This window comes from Duganella sp. Root1480D1 (assembly GCF_001427305.1).
GTDB lineage: Bacteria > Pseudomonadota > Gammaproteobacteria > Burkholderiales > Burkholderiaceae_D > Rugamonas.
Map to the genome: position 1 here is coordinate 193,686 of NZ_LMFZ01000034.1, position 18,547 is coordinate 212,232.

At 62.8% G+C, this 18,547-nt stretch carries 19 protein-coding genes; 6 read left to right on the forward strand and 13 right to left on the reverse strand.

Annotated elements, in window-relative coordinates; all coding sequences use genetic code 11:
* Positions 1 to 7: 7 nt before the first annotated feature.
* Positions 8 to 1,417 (reverse strand): PLP-dependent aminotransferase family protein, encoded by a 1,410-nt coding sequence (locus tag ASD58_RS21725; RefSeq protein ID WP_057263304.1) that lies wholly within the window; start codon positions 1,415 to 1,417, stop codon positions 8 to 10.
* 91 nt (positions 1,418 to 1,508) lie between these two features.
* On the opposite strand from ASD58_RS21725, the gene ASD58_RS21730 reads away from it, so the two are divergent.
* Positions 1,509 to 2,201: a c-type cytochrome gene (locus ASD58_RS21730; protein ID WP_057263526.1), complete on the forward strand. Its 693-nt coding sequence runs from the start codon at positions 1,509 to 1,511 to the stop codon at positions 2,199 to 2,201.
* A 12-nt stretch (positions 2,202 to 2,213) separates the two neighbouring features.
* A complete protein-coding gene (locus tag ASD58_RS21735; RefSeq protein WP_057263305.1) occupies positions 2,214 to 3,497 on the forward strand; it encodes a cytochrome c in 1,284 nt (427 codons plus the stop codon).
* 126 nt (positions 3,498 to 3,623) lie between these two features.
* Here the strand turns inward: ASD58_RS21735 and ASD58_RS21740 are convergent, their stop codons facing one another.
* Positions 3,624 to 4,736, reverse strand: coding sequence for a type IV pilus twitching motility protein PilT (locus ASD58_RS21740; RefSeq protein WP_057263306.1), 1,113 nt, complete (start codon positions 4,734 to 4,736; stop codon positions 3,624 to 3,626).
* Between the two features lie 78 nt (positions 4,737 to 4,814).
* On the reverse strand, positions 4,815 to 5,450 hold the full coding sequence (locus ASD58_RS21745; protein WP_057263307.1) for a hypothetical protein: 636 nt from the start codon (positions 5,448 to 5,450) through the stop codon (positions 4,815 to 4,817).
* A gap of 148 nt (positions 5,451 to 5,598) precedes the next feature.
* Here ASD58_RS21745 and ASD58_RS21750 point away from each other — a divergent pair, with 148 nt between their 5' ends.
* Entirely contained in the window at positions 5,599 to 6,369 is a 771-nt protein-coding gene (locus ASD58_RS21750) for a head GIN domain-containing protein (protein WP_057263308.1), read from the forward strand.
* Between the two features lie 70 nt (positions 6,370 to 6,439).
* Here the strand turns inward: ASD58_RS21750 and ASD58_RS21755 are convergent, their stop codons facing one another.
* From ASD58_RS21755 to purU, 7 genes are all read right to left on the reverse strand, one after another.
* Positions 6,440 to 8,674 (reverse strand): TonB-dependent receptor, encoded by a 2,235-nt coding sequence (locus ASD58_RS21755; protein ID WP_057263309.1) that lies wholly within the window; start codon positions 8,672 to 8,674, stop codon positions 6,440 to 6,442.
* Between the two features lie 9 nt (positions 8,675 to 8,683).
* Positions 8,684 to 9,070 carry a YcnI family protein gene (locus tag ASD58_RS21760; protein ID WP_057263310.1) on the reverse strand — a complete coding sequence of 129 codons (387 nt, stop codon included), beginning with the start codon at positions 9,068 to 9,070 and terminating at the stop codon, positions 8,684 to 8,686.
* Between the two features lie 10 nt (positions 9,071 to 9,080).
* Positions 9,081 to 9,527, reverse strand: coding sequence for a copper chaperone PCu(A)C (locus tag ASD58_RS21765; RefSeq protein WP_057263311.1), 447 nt, complete (start codon positions 9,525 to 9,527; stop codon positions 9,081 to 9,083).
* A gap of 35 nt (positions 9,528 to 9,562) precedes the next feature.
* Positions 9,563 to 9,976, reverse strand: coding sequence for a DUF2946 domain-containing protein (locus ASD58_RS21770; RefSeq protein WP_162253047.1), 414 nt, complete (start codon positions 9,974 to 9,976; stop codon positions 9,563 to 9,565).
* 21 nt (positions 9,977 to 9,997) lie between these two features.
* Positions 9,998 to 10,717: a M48 family metalloprotease gene (locus ASD58_RS21775; protein WP_057263313.1), complete on the reverse strand. Its 720-nt coding sequence runs from the start codon at positions 10,715 to 10,717 to the stop codon at positions 9,998 to 10,000.
* Positions 10,718 to 10,795: 78 nt separating this feature from the next.
* Positions 10,796 to 11,332 carry a YaeQ family protein gene (locus tag ASD58_RS21780; RefSeq protein ID WP_057263314.1) on the reverse strand — a complete coding sequence of 179 codons (537 nt, stop codon included), beginning with the start codon at positions 11,330 to 11,332 and terminating at the stop codon, positions 10,796 to 10,798.
* A gap of 6 nt (positions 11,333 to 11,338) precedes the next feature.
* Positions 11,339 to 12,208, reverse strand: a complete 870-nt coding sequence (gene purU, locus ASD58_RS21785) for a formyltetrahydrofolate deformylase (RefSeq protein WP_057263315.1) — start codon at positions 12,206 to 12,208, stop codon at positions 11,339 to 11,341.
* A gap of 103 nt (positions 12,209 to 12,311) precedes the next feature.
* On the opposite strand from purU, the gene ASD58_RS21790 reads away from it, so the two are divergent.
* From ASD58_RS21790 to ASD58_RS21800, 3 genes are all read left to right on the forward strand, one after another.
* Entirely contained in the window at positions 12,312 to 13,322 is a 1,011-nt protein-coding gene (locus tag ASD58_RS21790) for an NADP-dependent oxidoreductase (RefSeq protein WP_057263316.1), read from the forward strand.
* Positions 13,323 to 13,372: 50 nt separating this feature from the next.
* Positions 13,373 to 13,918: a hemerythrin domain-containing protein gene (locus tag ASD58_RS21795; protein WP_082565600.1), complete on the forward strand. Its 546-nt coding sequence runs from the start codon at positions 13,373 to 13,375 to the stop codon at positions 13,916 to 13,918.
* Between the two features lie 120 nt (positions 13,919 to 14,038).
* Positions 14,039 to 14,326: a KGG domain-containing protein gene (locus tag ASD58_RS21800; protein WP_057263317.1), complete on the forward strand. Its 288-nt coding sequence runs from the start codon at positions 14,039 to 14,041 to the stop codon at positions 14,324 to 14,326.
* Between the two features lie 11 nt (positions 14,327 to 14,337).
* Here the strand turns inward: ASD58_RS21800 and ASD58_RS21805 are convergent, their stop codons facing one another.
* The 3 genes from ASD58_RS21805 to ASD58_RS21815 are packed head-to-tail and all read right to left on the reverse strand — an operon-like array spanning position 14,338 to position 18,545.
* A complete protein-coding gene (locus ASD58_RS21805; RefSeq protein WP_057263318.1) occupies positions 14,338 to 15,336 on the reverse strand; it encodes an alpha/beta fold hydrolase in 999 nt (332 codons plus the stop codon).
* Positions 15,326 to 16,345: a hypothetical protein gene (locus ASD58_RS21810; RefSeq protein WP_057263319.1), complete on the reverse strand. Its 1,020-nt coding sequence runs from the start codon at positions 16,343 to 16,345 to the stop codon at positions 15,326 to 15,328. Before ASD58_RS21810 ends, ASD58_RS21805 begins: the two co-directional genes overlap by 11 nt.
* A gap of 1 nt (position 16,346) precedes the next feature.
* Positions 16,347 to 18,545 (reverse strand): FAD-binding protein, encoded by a 2,199-nt coding sequence (locus tag ASD58_RS21815; RefSeq protein ID WP_057263320.1) that lies wholly within the window; start codon positions 18,543 to 18,545, stop codon positions 16,347 to 16,349.
* Positions 18,546 to 18,547 lie beyond the last annotated feature (2 nt).

The window sequence follows — 18,547 nt, forward strand, 5'->3', positions numbered from 1 at the left end:
CCCCGATTTACCGGTTTTTAGCCAGCATCCCGAGAGAAGCAATCGCGGCCGCCTGCCTCTCATCCCAGAGATGCCCATAATTCAGCCGAATACAATTACCAAACTCCCGCTTCGCACTGAACATCGGCCCCGGCGCAATGCTGATCCCCAGCCCCAGCGCCTGCCGATGCAGTTCCAGCGCATCGACTGACTCCGGCAACACCACCCACAAGAAATACCCGCCCTGCGGCTGCGTCACCCGCGTCCCCTCAGGAAAGTGCGCTGCGATCGCCGCCAGCATTTGCTGCTGTTGCCCTGCCAGCGCGCCGCGCAACTGCCGCAAATGCCGCTCATACCCACCCTGCCCCAGATACTCCGCCAGCGCCAACTGCGACGGCATCGCGGCCGACAGCGAGGTAGTCAGCTTCAGCCGCTCAACCTGCCGCGCAAAACGCCCTGCGACTGCCCAACCGACACGGAATCCCGGCGCCAGGCATTTCGAAAACGAGCTGCAATGCATGACGATGCCCTTGCTGTCGAAGCGCTTGGACAGCGCCGGCCGCTGGGCGCCAAAATACAGCTCGCCGTACACGTCGTCCTCAATCAATGGCACATCATGCGCCGCAAGAAGCTCTACCAACGCCTGCTTTTTCTCCGCCGGCATCAGGCTGCCGAGTGGATTCTGGAAACTGGTCATCAGCCAGCAAGCGCTCGGTTCGTGCTGCGCCAACGCCATCGCCAGTGCACCAAGGTCGATCCCTTCGCGCGGATGCGTCGCCACCTCGACCGCCTTCAAGCCGATACGCTCCAGCGCCTGCAAGGCCGCATAAAAACTGGGCGACTCCACCAGCACCGTATCGCCCGGCCGCGCCACCGCCTGCAGGCACAGGTTCAACGCCTCCAACGCACCATTGGTGATAACGATATCGTCGGGCGACACCTGCAGGCCGTCGAGCTGGTAGCGCAAGGCGATCTGCCTCCGCAACTCCGCATTCCCCGGCGGCAGGTCGGCAATCGTGCTCCAGGGGTCGACATGGCGCATGCTGGCCGCGACCGCACGCCCTAGCTTATCGAGCGGGAACAGCAACGGGCTGGGGAAAGCCGAACCGAAAGGCACATTGCCCGGCGCCCGGCTGGCCTCCAGCACCTGGAACACCAGCTCACTGACGTCGACCAGCGTGGAAGCCGCGTCAGGCCGCGATACTTCCGGCTCCGGCCCCGCCGCAAAGCGCCGCGCAGCAACGTAATATCCCGAACGCGGACGCGACTCGATCAGGCCGCGCGCCTCGAGCTGGTAATAAGCCTGGAACACCGTGGACGGACTGACGCCTCGCCGTTCCTGCTGCTGCCGTACCGAAGGCAGCTTTTCGCCCGGCCGCAGCACGCCGGAGGCCATCAAACCTGCCAATTCGTCGGCTAGCGCTTCGTAAAGCTTCAAACTGATACCCTCATTCCAGGGCCTTTCTGAGCCTGTTATTCTTTGTCCCGCAGGCGTATCCTTGACCCATCACAAGAAAAACGGATTCATCATGCGACTTTTCCACCGCATTCTCTCATTTAGCAGCGCGCTTGTGGCCACCTCCGCCCTGGCCGCTCCGGCCAGCCTGGCGGACACCGTCGAGCAGCGCGTTGCCGCCTGCATCGCCTGCCACAAGACCAATGAGCAAGGCGACGCCTTCTTCCCACGCATCGCCGGCAAGCCCGCCGGCTACCTGTACAACCAGCTCCTGAACTTCAAGGAAGGCCGCCGCCAGTACCCGATGATGACCTATATGGTCGAACAACTGCCGGACGCCTACCTGCGCGAAATCGCGCAATACTTCTCCGAACAGCACGCGCCCTACCCGCCGCCAGCAGCCTCCAGCGCCACGCAACAGATGATCGAGCGTGGCCGCGTGCTGGTGCACCAGGGCGATCCATCGCGCAAAGTGCCGGCCTGCATTGCCTGCCACGGCGACGCGATGACCGGTGTAGCGCCAGCCATCCCCGGGCTGATTGGCCTGCCGCGCGATTACATCAACGCGCAATTCGGCACCTGGCGCAACCAGAAACGCAAGGCGCATGCGCCTGACTGCATGGCGGAAGTGGCCAACCGTTTGAGCGACGCCGACGTCGCCGCCGTATCCGGCTGGCTGGCCGCGCAACCGGCCGATCCAAACGCCCGTCCGGCCACTACCCTGCCCAAGCCACTGCCGATGGAATGCGGCGGCGTTCCCAAATAAATAGAAAAGATCATGAAGCGGAATACGAAAATCGCCATCGCCGCGCCGTTGCTGCTGCTTGTCGCGGCGGTCGGCTTCATCTGGCCCAAGCACGACACCGGCCCGGCGCCAAGCGCCGCCTCGAAAAACATGCCGATGCAGGAAAAAGTCGCGCGCGGCGCCTACCTCGCCAAAGCCGGCGACTGCATGGCTTGCCACACGACGCGCGGCGGCGCCGCGTTTGCCGGCGGCCGCGCCCTGCAAACTCCGTTCGGCAACGTGATGTCGCCAAACATCACTGCCGACAAGGAAACCGGCATCGGCAACTGGAGCGCCGACGACTTCTGGAACGCCCTGCACAACGGCAAAGCCAGGGATGGTCGCCTGCTGTACCCGGCCTTCCCCTACACGAATTACACCGCGATGACGCGCGACGACTCGGACGCCATGTATGCCTACTTCCAGACCATCACGCCGGTAAAGCTGGCCAGCCAGCCGCACACCCTGCGCTTCCCGTACAACCAGCAAGCCTTGCTGGCAGTATGGCGCGCCCTTTACTTCAAGCCCGCCGTGTACACGCCCGACGCCGGCAAGTCCGCCGAATGGAATCGCGGCGCCTACCTGGTGCAGGGTCCCGGCCACTGCATCGCCTGCCACAGCGAACGCAATGCCCTTGGCGCCAGCGACAAAGGCTTGTCGGGTGGCCTGATTCCGGTGCTGGGCTGGTATGCGCCCTCGCTCACCTCGGACCGAGAGGCAGGTCTGGGTGACTGGGAAGTAAAAGACATTACCGACTTGCTGAAAACCGGTGTCTCGCAGCGCGCCACCGTATTTGGCCCGATGGCGGAAGTGGTGCGCGAAAGCCTGCAGCACCTGAACGATGAAGATGCGCGCGCCATGGCGGTCTATCTGAAATCGCTGCCGAACGAAAGCGGCAATCGCGAGCCATACGAGCGCTCGAAGGAACCAGAAGCCGCCGCCTGGCTGGCCGCCGGCGAGAAGATCTACGGCAAGCAATGCGTGGACTGCCACGGCGAAAAAGGCGAAGGCATCGCCCCGCACTACCCGCCCCTGGCCGGCAATCGCGCCCTGACGATGGATGAAGCAGTGAACCCGATCCGCATAGTGCTGAATGGCGGCTTTGCCCCCGGCACGGCAGGCAACCCGCGTCCCTACGGCATGCCGCCGTTCAGCCATTCACTGAATGATGTGGAAGTGGCGCAAGTGGTCTCCTACCTGCGCGCCGCCTGGGGCAACAACGCCCCGCCAGTAGAAAGCACAACGGTCAACCGCTACCGCAACGTGCCCTTGGAATAACCACGGATCAGTTCGTGTCACACCATGGGGTCACACCCCAGGTGTGACACGAGCTCTTCCGGTACCAGTTGAGCCCGTGTCACACTTGGGGTGTGACCCCAAGGTGTGACACGGGTTCGGCTGTAGTTACACCATGTCGGCGAAGCCGAGGCGGTCGGTGGTGGCGTGGCGGGCGTCTTCTACGCTGACTTTCTTTTCGGCCAGCAGCTTGCGCAGGCATTCGTTCATGGTGTAGCAGCCAGGCGCTGCTTTGCGTTCCATCACATTGCGCAGGTCGGCGACGTTGCCGTTTTCGATCACGGCAGCAACTTCCGGATTGACGGTCAGGCTTTCGGTGGCCAGGTAGTAGCGGTCGCCATCCATCGCGGGCATCAATGCCTGGCACAGCACGCCGCGCAGGGCGTGCGCCAGCGCCTGGCGCTGCGGCTCGGTATTGCCCAGCAGGCGAATCATCTTTTGCAGGCCCAGTTCGGTCGAGCGTGCGTGCAAGGAGGCCAGCACCAGCGGGCCCGATTCGGCCAGCGCCAGCGCTTCGTGCGCGGTTTCCGCGTCACGGATTTCGCCGATCACAATCACGTCCGGACGTTCGCGCAGCGCATCCTTGGCGCCCAGGTCGAAGGTTTCCACGTCGCCGTCAAAGCCCACTTCACGCTGGGTGATCACGCATTTGCGCTGCGGGATCAGGGTCTCCACCGGGTCTTCGATGGTGATGATGTGGCCCGAACGGTTCTTGTTGATATCGTCCAGCATGGAGGCGATGGTGGTCGACTTGCCCTGGCAGGTATCGCCAATGATCAGTACCAGGCCACTGGAGAGCTGCGCGAACGTCTCCTCCGTCGGGCGCAGGCCCAGGCCGGACAGCAGCAGCGGTTCCTTCGGGAAGCGGCGGATCACGCAACCCAGGCGTTTCTTACCCTGGAAGCTGAAGCAGTTGGCGCGGATGCGCGCGGTATGCAGGTCGATGGCGCGGTCGAACGCGCGGTCCTGGATGCGTTCGCGCCAGTTCGGCTCCACCACTTCAAAGAATTCTTCCAGCTCTTCGCGCGTAATCGGTGAATCGGTCACCGCCACCAGGCCCTTTGGCTGGCGCAGCAGCAAGGGGCTGTTCTGGTGGATCAGGATGTCGGAGAAGACCAGCTTGGAATTTAACAGGTGCAGGATTTGCTCGACGAGGGTGCCAAAGACCGGGTGGTCTTCGTTCTCGATATACGTCAGGGTGCGAATTTGCGAGTATTCCATAGTGCCTGTGCTCTCCAATTGGTACGCATGATTCTATTGCATTTGCTCTATGGAATGTAAGTGGCTGGTGAACAACATTTATTTCGGATACTCAAATCCGGTACGGATATCGTAGGGGAAACGGCGGTCGCGCTCGCTCACGGTCAGCCTTGGCGGCGGTTCTTCGCCGGCCAGCGCGCGCGATTTCACATGCAAGCCCTCGCCTTCCCGGATCAGCTTATCCGCTCGCTCATATACATTTTGACAACCAGTTTCCGCGATCAGGGCCTGCACAATGCCGATCTTCCACGCTTCGACCGCCGCCGACTGGAACTGGCAAACCAGGTAGCCGTCCTTGCCGCCATAGCTTTGCACCAGCAGTCCTGACAAGCCGTCTTCGTCGCCAAGCACGATCGGCACCAGCTCATCTGGCCGTGCCGATTGCAGCGAGTGGATGCGTCGCGCGATGGCGGCACGCACACGGCGCTTCACCATGGCGTGGTCGACCGGCTCGTCCTCGCGCAGGGTCCAGACGCGGGCCGCAATCTGCGATTTGGCGTTATAGGCGGCACGGGCCAGGAATTTACGGGACGAGCTGACCACCGTGGCGGTGGCGCCAGGCTTGTTTTTTTCGGCCGGACGCCCTTCGACGCGCTCGACGGCGGACAAGTAAATATAAGGATCGCCGGCAAGGATGGACTTCTCCTTGCCTTGTTTGATGATGATTGTAAGCATGGGCGAGATGATACAGGAGCGACGCCCTGTCCCCGGCATTTTGCATTCTGTTCCCGCAAGGCGGCGTCCTGTCGCACCGGACGGGCACTATGGCGCCGGCTTCGATACGATGTGACCATCGAATACTGATTCACAGAGGAGAAACAAGATGAAGATGTCTGCTGCAGTGCGCAACGCCCTGATCGCCGCTTCCGTTTTTGCTGTGGCCGCGCCGGTCGCCGTGGTGTCGGCCGCCCCGCTGGGCTGGTTTGCCGGTGAACGGGTGCAGGGCAATGGCAAGATCTCCAGGCAGGCACGCGAAGCGGCCAATTTCACCGGCCTTGGCCTGGGCCTGCCTGGCAGCGTTGAAGTCCGCATCGGCAATACGGAAAGCGTGTCCATCGAGTCGGATGACAACATCCTGCCGCTGATTGAATCCGTGGTGGAAGATGGCACCCTGCAAATCCGCCCGATCCGCCCGAACCTGCAGTTCGATACCCGCAACCTGAAGGTGGTGATCACCGCCAAGAAACTGGAGCGCATTTCGGTTGGCGGCTCGGGCTCGGTTGATGCGGAAGGCCTGCGCGGCGGCAAGCTGTCCTTCAATGTCGGCGGCTCAGGCTCCATGAACCTGCGCAATATCGAAGGCGAATCGGTCACGGTTTCGCTGGGCGGCAGCGGTAACCTGAAAGCGAGCGGTTCGGCCGACAAGCTGAAGGTGTCGATCGGCGGTTCCGGCAAAGTCAGCACAGGACAACTGGCGACGCGCGAAGCCGCGGTCAGCATCGGCGGCTCGGGCCAGGCAGTGGTGTGGGCCAAGCAGTCTCTGTCCGTCAGCGTGGCCGGCTCGGGTGACGTGAGCTATTACGGCGAGCCGCAACTGACCAAGAGTGTCATGGGTTCCGGCAGCGTCAAGCGCCTGGCTGGCGGCCCGAACTGATCAAAGTTTGTCCCGGCCCGTGTCGCCACAAGCTTCACGGGCCACCTTCCCCCAGCAATTCTGGCGGGCGTCAGAGGTCGAACTTGAGGTCGGCGCTGACGGTGCGCTGGGCATAGGGATGGAAGGCCCAGTACTTTTCGCCACTCAGGTTGTCTATGCCGACCGATGCCGTCCACTGGCGGTTGAAGCGGTAGCGCACACGCACATCGGCGACCAGGTAGTCCGATACCCCCATATACGTAGAGCCACTCGGGTCGCTGTTATCAAGCGTGCCGAATTGCTTGCCGCTATAGCGCACGCCGAAAGTCCCGGTCCAATGCTGGCCGACGTGGTATGAGGCCAGCGCATTGGCACGCCACTTCGGCACGCGCGGCTGCCGCTTGCCCACGCTGGAAGGCATCGCGTCGTTCGCGGCGATCTCCGAGTCTGCATAGGTAAGACTGCTTTGCAGCGTCAGCCCGTGCGTCAGGACATGATCGGCCTGCTGCGACAACTCCAGTCCCCATGTGCGAATCTTGCCCACGTTCTGCACCGTGTTGACAGTAGCAGTCAGCGGCTGCGAATACAGCGCATCACGCGTGACTTCGCCGAACAGCGTGGCACGCAGGCTGCCCTGCGCCGTCATATGCTCCGCCGTCAACTCGCCGGTCCACGACTTCTCAGCACGCAGGTTCGGATCGGTATTGACGATCTTGTCGTCCACGATCGAGCCCTGGAATAGCTCCGCTGCAGTCGGATTGCGCACTGCGCGGCCGGTGGAAGCTTTCAGCGTCCAGGCTTCATCCACCCGCCATGCCAGCGCAGCTTTTGGCGACCGGGCCTGCTCGCGACGGTCGCTGAACGGCAGCAGCTTGCCGGCCGCGCCCGAAATCTCGCCGCCATACGCGCTCCACGTTTCGTGCCGCAGGCCCAGCGTCGCCTTCCATTCCGACGACAAGCGCCAGGTATCCTGAGCATACAAGCTCTCCAGCCGCGTATTGCCATTGAAGGTCGACACATGCTTGCCGCCCTCGCCCGCAATCCAGTCCGCCACACTGGTCACATGCGTGCGCAGCTTGGCGCTCTCGCGCTGCACGCCGAACTCCACCTGGTGCGCCGCGCCGGCACGCCAATTGCCGCGCAACGCCAGCGTATTCCAGCCGCTGCCGCCCATATCCGTCAGGTTGCCCTGCCCGCTTCCGGTCGGCACGCGCGCCAGGTCGCGAGAATAGTCGTAAGCACTGCCGGAGACTTCCCAGTTAAAGCTGCCGCGTCCATGGGTCTTCAGCGACAGGCCGTGCATCACATGCTCAAGGTCCGCCCGCGCACCGGCAAAGTCGGAAGGCAGCAGCGTAAAGCGCTTGCCGCCGATATTGATTGCACCGCTGGTCACCGCATTGCCGGCACCATCGCGCAAATAGCTTTCGGCGCTGCGCACCACGTCGTTTTGCCACCAGCCCAGCGTGTAGCTGGCGCGCAGGGTTGGCGAGAAGTCGTAAGCCAGCTTCAGTTTCGCGTGGTCCTGCACTGTGTTCACCTGGCCAGTGCTGCCAAGGATGTACCAATCCTTGCCGGACGGGTTGCGATCCGCGACTGCGCCTGTCACCGGCACGCCGGCCTGTTCGCCCGGCTTCGGCGTAGCGCCGGCCGACAGCAGCTTGTTGGCGAAGCCGATTGGCTGGCCGTTGCTGTCAAGGCGCGACAAGTTCATCCACCACGACAACCCACCGGATCGGTCGCCAAGCGAGGCGCTGTACTGGCGGCCGGTATGGCGCGAATCGGTCGCGTACTGCGCGAAATCCTGGCCCACCCATGACAGCTTGGCATGCGCTTCCAGCTTGCTTGGCATGCGCGTCTGGAAATCCACCACGGCGCCCACCGAATTGCCCGGATACGCCGCCGAGAACGGGCCATACAGCACGTCGACGCGTTCGATCTCCTCTGGCGTGACGAGGCCCCAGCGCGGCGTGTAGGTGGCGCCGTTGCCCAGCAGGTTGGAGAGCAGGATGCCATCCGCGTATACCAGCGAACGCGCGCTGTTGCCGGTGCCGGAAGCACGGCTGGCCAGCACCGCATGGTCGTAGTCGCCAATAAAGCGCTTGCGCACATTCAGGCTTGGCAGGTATTTCAGCGCATCTTCACTGTCGAAGGCGTTGATGCGGTCTTCCACCTGCGCGCCGGTGATGCCCTCGATGGTGGTCGGGATCTGGGTCGGCAGCGAAGTCGGGCGGCCCCCATTGATTGTCACCACGTGGTCCGCGTGGGCCGGGCAAGCGAAGCCCATCGCCGCCAGCATCGCTGCCAGCGGTTTGTATTGGATTCTCATGATCGGTCCTTAGCGCGTTTCGAGGGTCGCTTCCCAGTTCGCGGTACCGAACTGGCAGGACTGGACGATCTTGAAAGTGTGGTTGCCGGCAGCAGGCAATTTGCCGAACATCACAAACTCCTCGTAGAAGTCGTCGGGCAGCGGGCCGCCGCGCCAGGTCAGGCTATCTGGCGTGCGTTCGATGCTCCAGCCGTTCTTCAGCATCGGCCGCATCGGCGCAACTCCTTCCGGCAGGCGGATGCTGACCGCCACCGTGGGGCTGCCGTTGCAGCCATGGCCGACACGGAACACCAGCTTCTGGTAGCTGCCCGCCGCAAACTCGCGCTGTTCCAGCGAGATATGGGCGTGCGCAGACGTTGCCGCGAGCAGCGCTGCGGCCATCAGGTATTTTTTCATGGTCGGCCCCTCAGTGTTTGGGAGCTGTGTAGGACAGTGGCTTGACCGGCACTTGCACTTCCACGGTCTCCTGCTTCTTGCCCTTGCCCTGGATCACCAGCGTCATCGGCACGGTTTCGCCGGCCTTCATCTGGCGCTTCAGGTCCATCATCATGATGTGGTAGCCGCCGGATGCCAGCGCCACGGTTTTGCCTGCCGGGAGGTCGATGCCGTCGACTGCCGACATCATCATGCGGTCGCCCTGCATCGCCATCTGGTGGATTTCAATGATGCCGGCCGCCGGAGAGCGCACCTCGACCAGGCGTGCATCCTGCTTGGAAACCAGTTCCATGAAGGCGCCGGTCGCCTGCGCGGCCGGCACGGTCGCGCGAATCCATGGCTCGCGCACGGAGACTTGTGCCGCAGCGGAGGCGGCGAGAGCGATCGACATTGCGAACGCGAAGAACTGCTTTTTCATTTTTCACTCCTTGATTCGTTAAATAGGGGACGAAATCAGGCGTGCGCAGGCGGTCCTCGCGGATTGGACGCCGACCACACCGGCAGTGGTTGTGGCGACTGGTAGAACAGGGTTGGGTGCAGCGTGGCGCCTGCGAGCGGCAGCGGCAACGCAAGGTCGGACGGCGGCAGGCCAAACCAGCCCGCGTGCGGCAAGCAGTAGGAACAGTCTTCCATGTCCATCTGCGCCATCGGTTGCGCCGGGGATTGCCGCTTGCTGCGGTCGGTTACCGCGACAAAGGTGGCGTAATCGAGCTCGCCGACACCGCTCACCCGCGTGCCATCGTTCAGGCAGATTTCCCAGGTACGTGGCTTGCCGTTCACCGCGTGCGAAATCGCCGGGGCGAGCGCGTTCATCAGGATGGCGAAGCACGCAATCCAGATCCAGCGCAGGCGGGTTGACGATTTCATTTGCATGGCGGGCATTATAGCCTAGCGCGCTGCTTCCATTTGCGCAGCCAGCGCACGCGCAGCCTGCCAGCGGCTGGCGGGGGAAGGATGGTCGAAGCGTTCGAAATTGGGATAGTGACTATGCTTTGCCAGCTTGCGGAAATAGGCAACCAGTGCCTGCGGCGCCCATCCGGCGCGCACTGCAAACTGCAGGCCTTCGCGGTCGGCCTCCATTTCCTGCTGCTGGTTGAAGCCCGCCAGCTTGCGCATCAGCGCATTATCGTGGTCGATATCGTATTCAAACTCTGCGAACGGTTGCGCCGCACGGGCCGGCTCAAGCCTTAAAGCTTCTTCGAATTCCTTCAGGTTGTGGCGCAGCACGGCGTGCATGATTTCATGCGCCAGCAGCATGGCCAGTTCCGCATCGCCCAGAGCCAGCGCGTCGACATAGGCCCGGCTGACCAGCATTTTGCCGCCCGCCATGGCGAAGGCATTGGCGTCGCCATCGCTAGTGGTGTGCAGCTCCCAGTCCCAAGCAGCCGATTCCGGGAACTCGCGCTTCGCTTGCGCAATCAGCGGGCGCGCCAGGGCAGCCACCCGCGCGCCGAAGCGCTCGTCGTCGTCAAGGCGATAACCCTTGCGCAACTCGTCGATCTGCTCGCGATACAGTTTCGCCGAACCGGCCATGACTTCAGCCTGGGTCACCGCCTGGGCCGCAGGCCCTTGGACGATGAATAAAAAGGCAATAAGGTAGCGCACCATGATCACCTCATTCTGCCACCGATTCGCCGCTGCACAGCTGTTTGCCGCCGCCCTCCCCGCCTCAGCGGCCAGTTTGTGTCAAGCCTTCCAGACTTCGCGCAGGATTTCCACGGTCGTCGTGCCGTCGGTCAGCCAGATCTGGCCGTCCTGGATGGTGCACTGGAGCTGCATGGAGCGCTGCGCCATTTTCTCCAGCGCGGCGCTGGCCTCGGCGTCGATGTTCACCACGCTGACATTCTTGGCGCGATCGACCTTGCTGGCGAGCTGCTTCCACCACACATGCGAGGCGGAGCTGTAGGAGTACACCATCACCTTATCCGAGCGGCCGGCAGCCTTCAGGATGCGGCGTTCGTCCGGCTGGCCGACTTCGATCCACAGCTGGATCGCACCGGTCAGGTCCATCTGCCACAGGTCCGGTTCTTCGGTATCGGAAATGCCTTTGGCGTTCACCAGCGCTTCATCGGCGTGGATCGCGAAGGCGACGATGCGCACCATCAGGCGTTCATCGGTTTCGGACGGATGGCGCGCCAGGGTCAGCATATGGGTTGCGTAGTAGTTGCGGTCCATGTCCGCGATGGACAGTTCCGCCTTGTAGATCGTTGATTTCAGTGCCATTACTAATTATTTGAAGATTACAGTTCGGTCGCCGTTCAGCAGGATGCGGTGCTCGACGAACCATTTCACAGCGCGCGCCAGCACCACACATTCAACATCGCGGCCGATCGCGGTCAGCGCATCCGAGTCCATGGCGTGGTCGACACGCTCCACGTCCTGCTCGATGATCGGCCCCTCATCCAGGTCGCCGGTCACGAAGTGGGCGGTGGCGCCAATCAGCTTTACCCCGCGCTTGTGCGCCTGCGCATACGGCTTGGCGCCCTTGAAGCTTGGCAGGAAGGAATGGTGGATATTGATCGCCTTCCCTTTCAGGCGCTCGCACATCGACGGCGACAGGATCTGCATGTAGCGCGCCAGGACCACCAGGTCCACGTTATGGGTTTCCATCAACTCCACGATGCGCGCTTCCTGCGCCAGCTTGGCCGATTCGGGAGCACCGGTCGCCAGCGGCAGGTGGTGGAACGGGATGTTGTAGCTGGCCGCGAGCTGGTAAAAGTCCATATGGTTGGACACGATGGCCGGGATTTCGACCGGCAGCAACCCGCTCTTGTAGCGGAACAGCAGGTCGTTCAGGCAATGGCCGATCTTGGACACCATCAACATCACACGCGGCTTGGCATGCGCATCGTGCAGCGCCCATTCCATGCCCATGCTCGCCGCCACCTTGGCGAAATCCTCGCGCAGTACGGCATCGCTGAACGCGGCATCTTCGCGCGCAAAGTGCACGCGCATGAAGAAACGTTGCGTTTCCGCGTCACCAAACTGGGCGGAATCGATGATGTTGCAGCCATGTTCAGCCAGGAATCCCGATACACGATGGACGATGCCGCGTTGGTCGTGGCAAGAGAGCGTAAGGATGTATTCTGGGTGGTTCATGGCGCTTTCAGGTCATGGGCGGGACGGTATTGTCGCATGAACATTGCCACGGCTGGCAAATTCCGGAATAGAATGACCGTACTATTTCTAAAAAGGAGCAAAAATGGAGAACACCCAGTTCCGCCTCGCCGCCCGCCCGGTCGGCCTGCCCAAGGACAGCGACTGGCAAATCACCAAGGAGCCGGTGCGCGAGCTGGCCGACGGTGAAGTGCTGGTCAAGACGCTCTACCTGTCGCTCGACCCCGCCATGCGCGGCTGGATGAACGACGCCAAATCTTATATCCGCCCGGTCGGCATCGGCGAAGTGATGCGCGCCGGCGGCCTGGGTGAAGTGGTGGCCTCCAGATCGCCGCGCTTCGCCGTCGGCGACAAGATCGGCGGCGGCTTCGGCGTGCAGCAGTACTGGATCGGCGCAGCCGACGACCGCCATGCCGGCCTGCACCAGATCGACACCCGCCTGGCCCCGGCCACCACCTGGCTCAATACCCTCGGCATGCCCGGCATGACCGCCTACTTCGGCCTGCTCGAAGTGGGCCAGCCAAAAGCCGGTGAAACCGTGGTCGTGTCCGGTGCGGCAGGCGCGGTCGGCCAGACGGTCGGCCAGGTGGCCAAGCAGCTTGGCTGCCGCGTGGTCGGCATTGCCGGCGGCAAAGAAAAATGCGATTTCGTGGTCAATGAACTCGGCTTTGACGCCTGCATCGACTACAAGGGCGGCGACGTGCGTGCCGGCCTGAAGGAACACTGTCCAAATGGCGTTGACGTATACTTTGACAACGTTGGTGGCGATATCCTCGACATCGTTCTCACGCGCATCAACCTGAAGGCCCGGATTGTGATCTGCGGCGCAATTTCGCAGTACAACAATACGACAGCGGTCAAAGGCCCAGCCAATTACCTGTCCCTGCTGGTGAACCGCGCGCGCATGGAAGGCATGGTCGTGTTCGACTACGCCGACCGCTACCACGTAGCCGTTGCCGCGCTCGGCAAATGGCTGCAGGAAGGCAAGATCAAGAGCCGGGAAGATGTCGTGCAAGGCATTGAAAAATTCCCGCAGGCGCTGACGATGCTGTTCGAAGGCAAGAACTTCGGCAAGCTGGTGCTGCAAGTCGCTTGATTGCACCTCCTGCGGCGGCGCGGCTCAACCGACGCAGCGAAGGAGCCAGCATGAGCCAGCAAAACCAAAACGCCACGGCCAAGGATGCCGTGGCGCTCCTCACCTCCGACCACGACAAGGTCAAGAAACTATTTCGCGAGTTTGAAAAATGCGATGCCTCGCACCAGGGCTTGAAGCACGACCTGGCGCAGCAGATCTGCATGGACCTGACCATCCACGCCACGATCGAAGAAGAAATCTTCTATCCTGCCGTGCGCGCCGAAACGAGCCAGCAACAGCAAGTCGACGAAGCGCTGGAAGAACACGGCACCATCAAGGAACTGGTCGAACATATCCGCGGCATGGCGACCGGCGACAGCGAACTGGATGGCGCGGTGCAGAAATTGCGTGAATGCGTGGAGCATCACGTGACCGAGGAAGAACAGGAAATGTTCCCCAAAGTGCGGCAAAGCGATGCCGACCTGCTGCAACTGTGCGAACAGTTGAAAGACCGCAAGGAAGAACTGGAGCACGATTTCGGCGCCCAGCCCGTGCGCGGCAACAACACCGCCGAAGCGGAAGGCGAACGTTCGGCCACTGGCCAGGCCGGCTCCTGAGCGCGAAAAATAATTTGAACTTTTACCATCGGCCTTCCCTCAAAGCCCAAGAAGCAGCCGCGACGCTGCTTCCGGCCCGGGCCCGCGCCCGGTTGTTGGGCACATTGAGGGAGGTGGATCATGGCTACACAGGACGAGCAGGTCAGGATCGGCAATGGCAAGCGCGGCTTCGCGGCGATGGATAAGGAAACCCAGCGCATGATTGCCAGCAAGGGCGGCCAGGCCGCGCACCAGAAAGGCACGGCGCATGAGTTCACCTCGGAAGAAGCACGCCGCGCCGGTCAAAAAGGCGGCGAAGTGGTGAGCCGCAACCGCGAGCACATGGCGGAAATCGGGCGCAAGGGTGGCGAGAGCCGGCAAACCGCACGCAACGGCAACCGGCAAGGAGGAAAGAACGAAGCAGGCTAAGGCAGGTACGCTCAGCGGCGGGGCTTGGCATCCCGCAGGATACGTGCCAACGCCTCCTGGAACAGTTCCGGTTCCTCGACCTGCGGGATATGCCCTGCGCGCGGGATGCGCACGATTTGCGCGCCGGGTATCAGGCGTTGCAGGTTTTCCGCCTGCGACAGGGGCGTGATCGTGTCGGTCTCGCCCCACAGCAAGGTCACCGGCCAGGCGATTCGGCCATAGGCGTCAGGGAAATCGCTGGCTGCATGGCCACGCCGCGCCAGCAATTCCGGCAGCCAGGCCGCAACGTGCCGATAGCTGGCTTCCAGCGCCAGCGGCTGCTGGTAAACCTGCAGCCAGGCCGGCGTGACTTTGTCTTTTTCGCTGACGAAGCTTTTCAGCAGCTTTTCCGTGTGTGCCGGGTTGGTCAGGAAGCCGGCCGCCAGCGGTTGGCTGATCCAGCGCCAGCGCAGGAGCGATTGCAGCATGCTGTCGCCCTGCCCCTGGGCCTGGTCCAGGCCCAGCGCGGCATCGACCAGCACCAGGGCCTGTACCCTGCCCTCGTCCGGCGTGGACAGCAAGGCTTCCATCAACGGCGCCGCACCAAAGGAATGTGCCACGAACACGGCGCGGCGAATGCCGGCATTATCCAGCGCCCTGCGCAGCCGCGCTGCCTGTTGCTGCTTGTCGTATTCGCCCGATGCGGGCGGGATCGAATAGCCGAACGGCGGCATGTCCAGGGCAATCGCCTGGTAGCCAAGGCTGGTGGCGGTTGCCATCGAGGCCCGCCAGGTTTCGCTCCACGAGCCGGTACCGTGCAGGAACACCACCGCCGGCGCATCGCGGCTGCCGGAACGCTGCATGAATACCTGCGCATCGCCCGCATCGACGAACTCGCCCCCTTCGGGAGCGAGTGCCTCGCGCTTGCCGGTCTGGCGTGCTTCCGCCTGCCAAACGGCTACCGTGCCCACGACGGCCACGCCGCCGGCCAGCGCCAGCAGTGCATACGTCAGCAGGCGCTTAATAGTCATACACGTGCTCGACTTCCACTCCCTGGCGCGGTGCGTCGACCAGGTAGCGTGACAGTGCAGCCACTGGCAACACCAGCGCGACCCGCTTGCGTCCAGGTTCGGTCAGGATCGGCTGTTCGAACAGCACCCGCGTGTCCGGCGGCGCCGCAGTTCCCTGGCCGCGCGTCAGTACCGTCACCAGGATCACGCCGCTGTTGCCTGCGATGTCCTGCAATTGCACATCCTGCAGGCCAAGGCGCGTTGCCGCCAGGCGGAAGTCGTAATAGCGCGGCAGTTCCAGCACAGCGCGGCCATCATCCAGCATGCGCAGCAGCTTGACGTTCGGCATGTCGGCCAGGTCGTAAGGCTCGTGGTCGGCAACCACCTGCGTCGTCATCAGGGCCGGCTCGTAGGCCGCGCGGGTTCCCAGCTTGATCAACTGGCCATAAGCCGCCTTGACCAGGTACTCGGTGGTCAGCGCATAGCGCCGTTCCAGCTTGCGCAGCATATTGGCGCCGAACAGCGGCGTTTCAGACCACAGCCCTTTCAGCTTGGCGCCGAAGTCGTACAGGTACCACGGTTCTTTCCGGATGAAGTCGACATAGTCCTGCGCCACGTGCGCGCCATATTCATCTTCCGGCGTCAGCGTGGAAGCCGTCGCCCAGCTGATGCGGCCCAGGGTATTTTCGTACAGCGAGCGCAGGCCGTATTCCACCGTGGTGCTGCCGCCGATTACGCCAATCATCACGTGATAGCCGACGTTGCCCGGGTATTTGGCGCGCACCTGCTCCTCGGCCACCGCCTCATAACCGGTCCAGATCTGGCCGACATGTCCGAGGAAGGGGAAATTATGCGCCGGATGCTTCTTCACATAGCGGGCGTATTCGGCCGGGCTGTGCACCAGGAACCACTCCGGGAAAGTCAGGAAGGTCTGCTCCACGCTGCGCCGCTGCTCCGGCGCAATCGGGCTCTCTGCGGAACTGGTCAGGCAAGCGGCCAGCAGGCTCAATGCCAGCAAGAGTTTGCGCATATCAGATCCGTTTGAAAGCCATCAGGACATTCGCGGACGGATCGCCATCCTGCACGATGCGTTCGCCCGTGTGCTGGAAACCCGCCGCCTCCACGCGTTTGATCCACTCGTCGACCGAAGCGAAGAAGCGCAGCTCCGACGAATTGACGGCCCACGGTTCGCCCAGGCCGGCATTGAACACGCAATGCGCCAGGCTGACGAAATCGTCCATTGTGCGGTCTTTCACGTCGTGGTCGCGCACCACGAAATAGCCGCCAGGGCGCACGATGCTTGCCACCGAGGCCAGGAACGGCTCCAGCTTCTGCGGTTCCATGTGGTGCAGGCCGACGAAGCAGCTCACCAGGTCCGCGCTTTGTTCCGGCAGTTCGATCGGCGCATAGTCCTTCATGTGCACGAATTTGCCGACCTGCAGCAGGCCGCCGCGTTCCACGATGTCGACCGGTGAATAACCGGGCGCCTTGTCGTGCACCAGCGTCACCTTGCCCCTCAATTTCAGGTGCTTGCGCAGCGCGTTGACGTAGCGGCCGGTGGTGCCGATTTCCACGTAGTCTTTCAGCACCTGGTCGCCCAGCAGGCGCTTGGCCTGGGCGCCCATCTCCTCCTTCTGCACCACCAGCGACGGCAGCGCATAGCGCAGCAGCGACAGCGGCGGCGCGATGCCCGGCAGGCCGGCCTGCAAGGCGCGGTAGATCGATTCCTCGTCGTGGTTTTCCGTGGTTGCCTTGCGAATCAGGGTATGGAAACGGTCTTCCGGGAACAGGTTGAAGATGTTCTGCAAGAAGGCGTAGAACTTGTCCGCCTCGCGTTCGCTGCCGTACACCGAGTGGAACAGCGAACGGCGCGCGGCCTCGCCATCCGGGTTCAGGTCCAGCGTCGGCGCATAGTACTTGTCCCACAACGCGCCGCGCAGGCGGTACTCGGGGTCGAGCTCGCGCTTCATGGCAAACAGTTCTTTCGCGCGCGGGTAGGCGCGGTGGAATTGTTCGTGCGTACCGTGCAGCTGGTATGGCAGGTAGTAAGTACCGCCGCATTCCAGCACGGCGTCGATCAGTTCGCGCGTCCAAACGCCAACACGTTCGCGCGCATTGTCGCGCGTGCGCTGCTTGTGGTACAGCACGAAGGCGAAGGTTTCCCCGCGCGCCCACGACAGCAAGGTACCAGGATCGGACAGCGCGTGGCGAATCGAGATATTGATCGTGTTGACCTTGTGCTTGCTGAGGATGGCCGACAACTTCGGCACGAATTCGTCCATGCGCGTGCATGGCACGAAATACTCCTGCAACACATAGGTGCGCTCCGTGCGGCCCAGCGGCTCCAGTTCCGCCGTATCGTAGCCCGCCTCGTAATTGCGCCAGTGGACCTTCTTCTTGCGGTATAGCAGCGGGTCGAGCAGGTATTCGCGGCGCCATTTGCCGAACGGCGATTCGGAGACCGACCACAGGAAATACAGTTCCGCCAGGTAGGCGCGGTTCAACGGCTGCAGGCGCGGCTTGTCGGCCGGCAGGTCGGTCACGGTCCAGGTCACGGCGCGCGCCCGGTTGTAATACGGCGGATACAGGTCGGCGTTATGGAAGGTGATTTCCTTGCGGCCGCGCACATTCACGTCGAACCAGGCAGGATAATCCTTGGTCGCCATCTTCACGCTGCCGCGCTGAACGCGCGTGTTCGGCACCAGTTCCAGCTCCGCCTCGGCGATGATGCCGATCGCGCCATAGCCGCCGATGGCTGCGTAAAACAGTTCGCTGTTCTGCTGCGGGCTTGCCTCGCGCACTTCGCCGCTGGCCAGCACCAGCGTAATCGAACGCACCGACAACACCACCGGCCCCAGGCCCATATAACGCCCGTGGGCATTGACCGACAGCGCACCGCCGACGGTGAAGTTGGCATAGGTCTGCATGATCTTCACCGACAGACCGTGCGGGTCGATGAAGCGCTGGATATCGCACCAGCGAATGCCGGCCTGCACGCGGATCAGGCGGTCCGCCGGCGAGAATTCGAGCACGCGGTTCATGCCGCGCAAATCAAGGTGCAGGCTGCCCGGGCTGGCCGTGTGGCCGCCCATGCTGAAATGGCCGCCGCCGATGGAAATCGGCAGGCTGGTCTTGCGCAGTGCATCCTGCAGGTCCGCCGTGGTGCTTGGTGTCGCTACGGCGTAGACATTGATCGGGTTGAGCTGGGTAACGTCGTTTACGGTTGGCATAG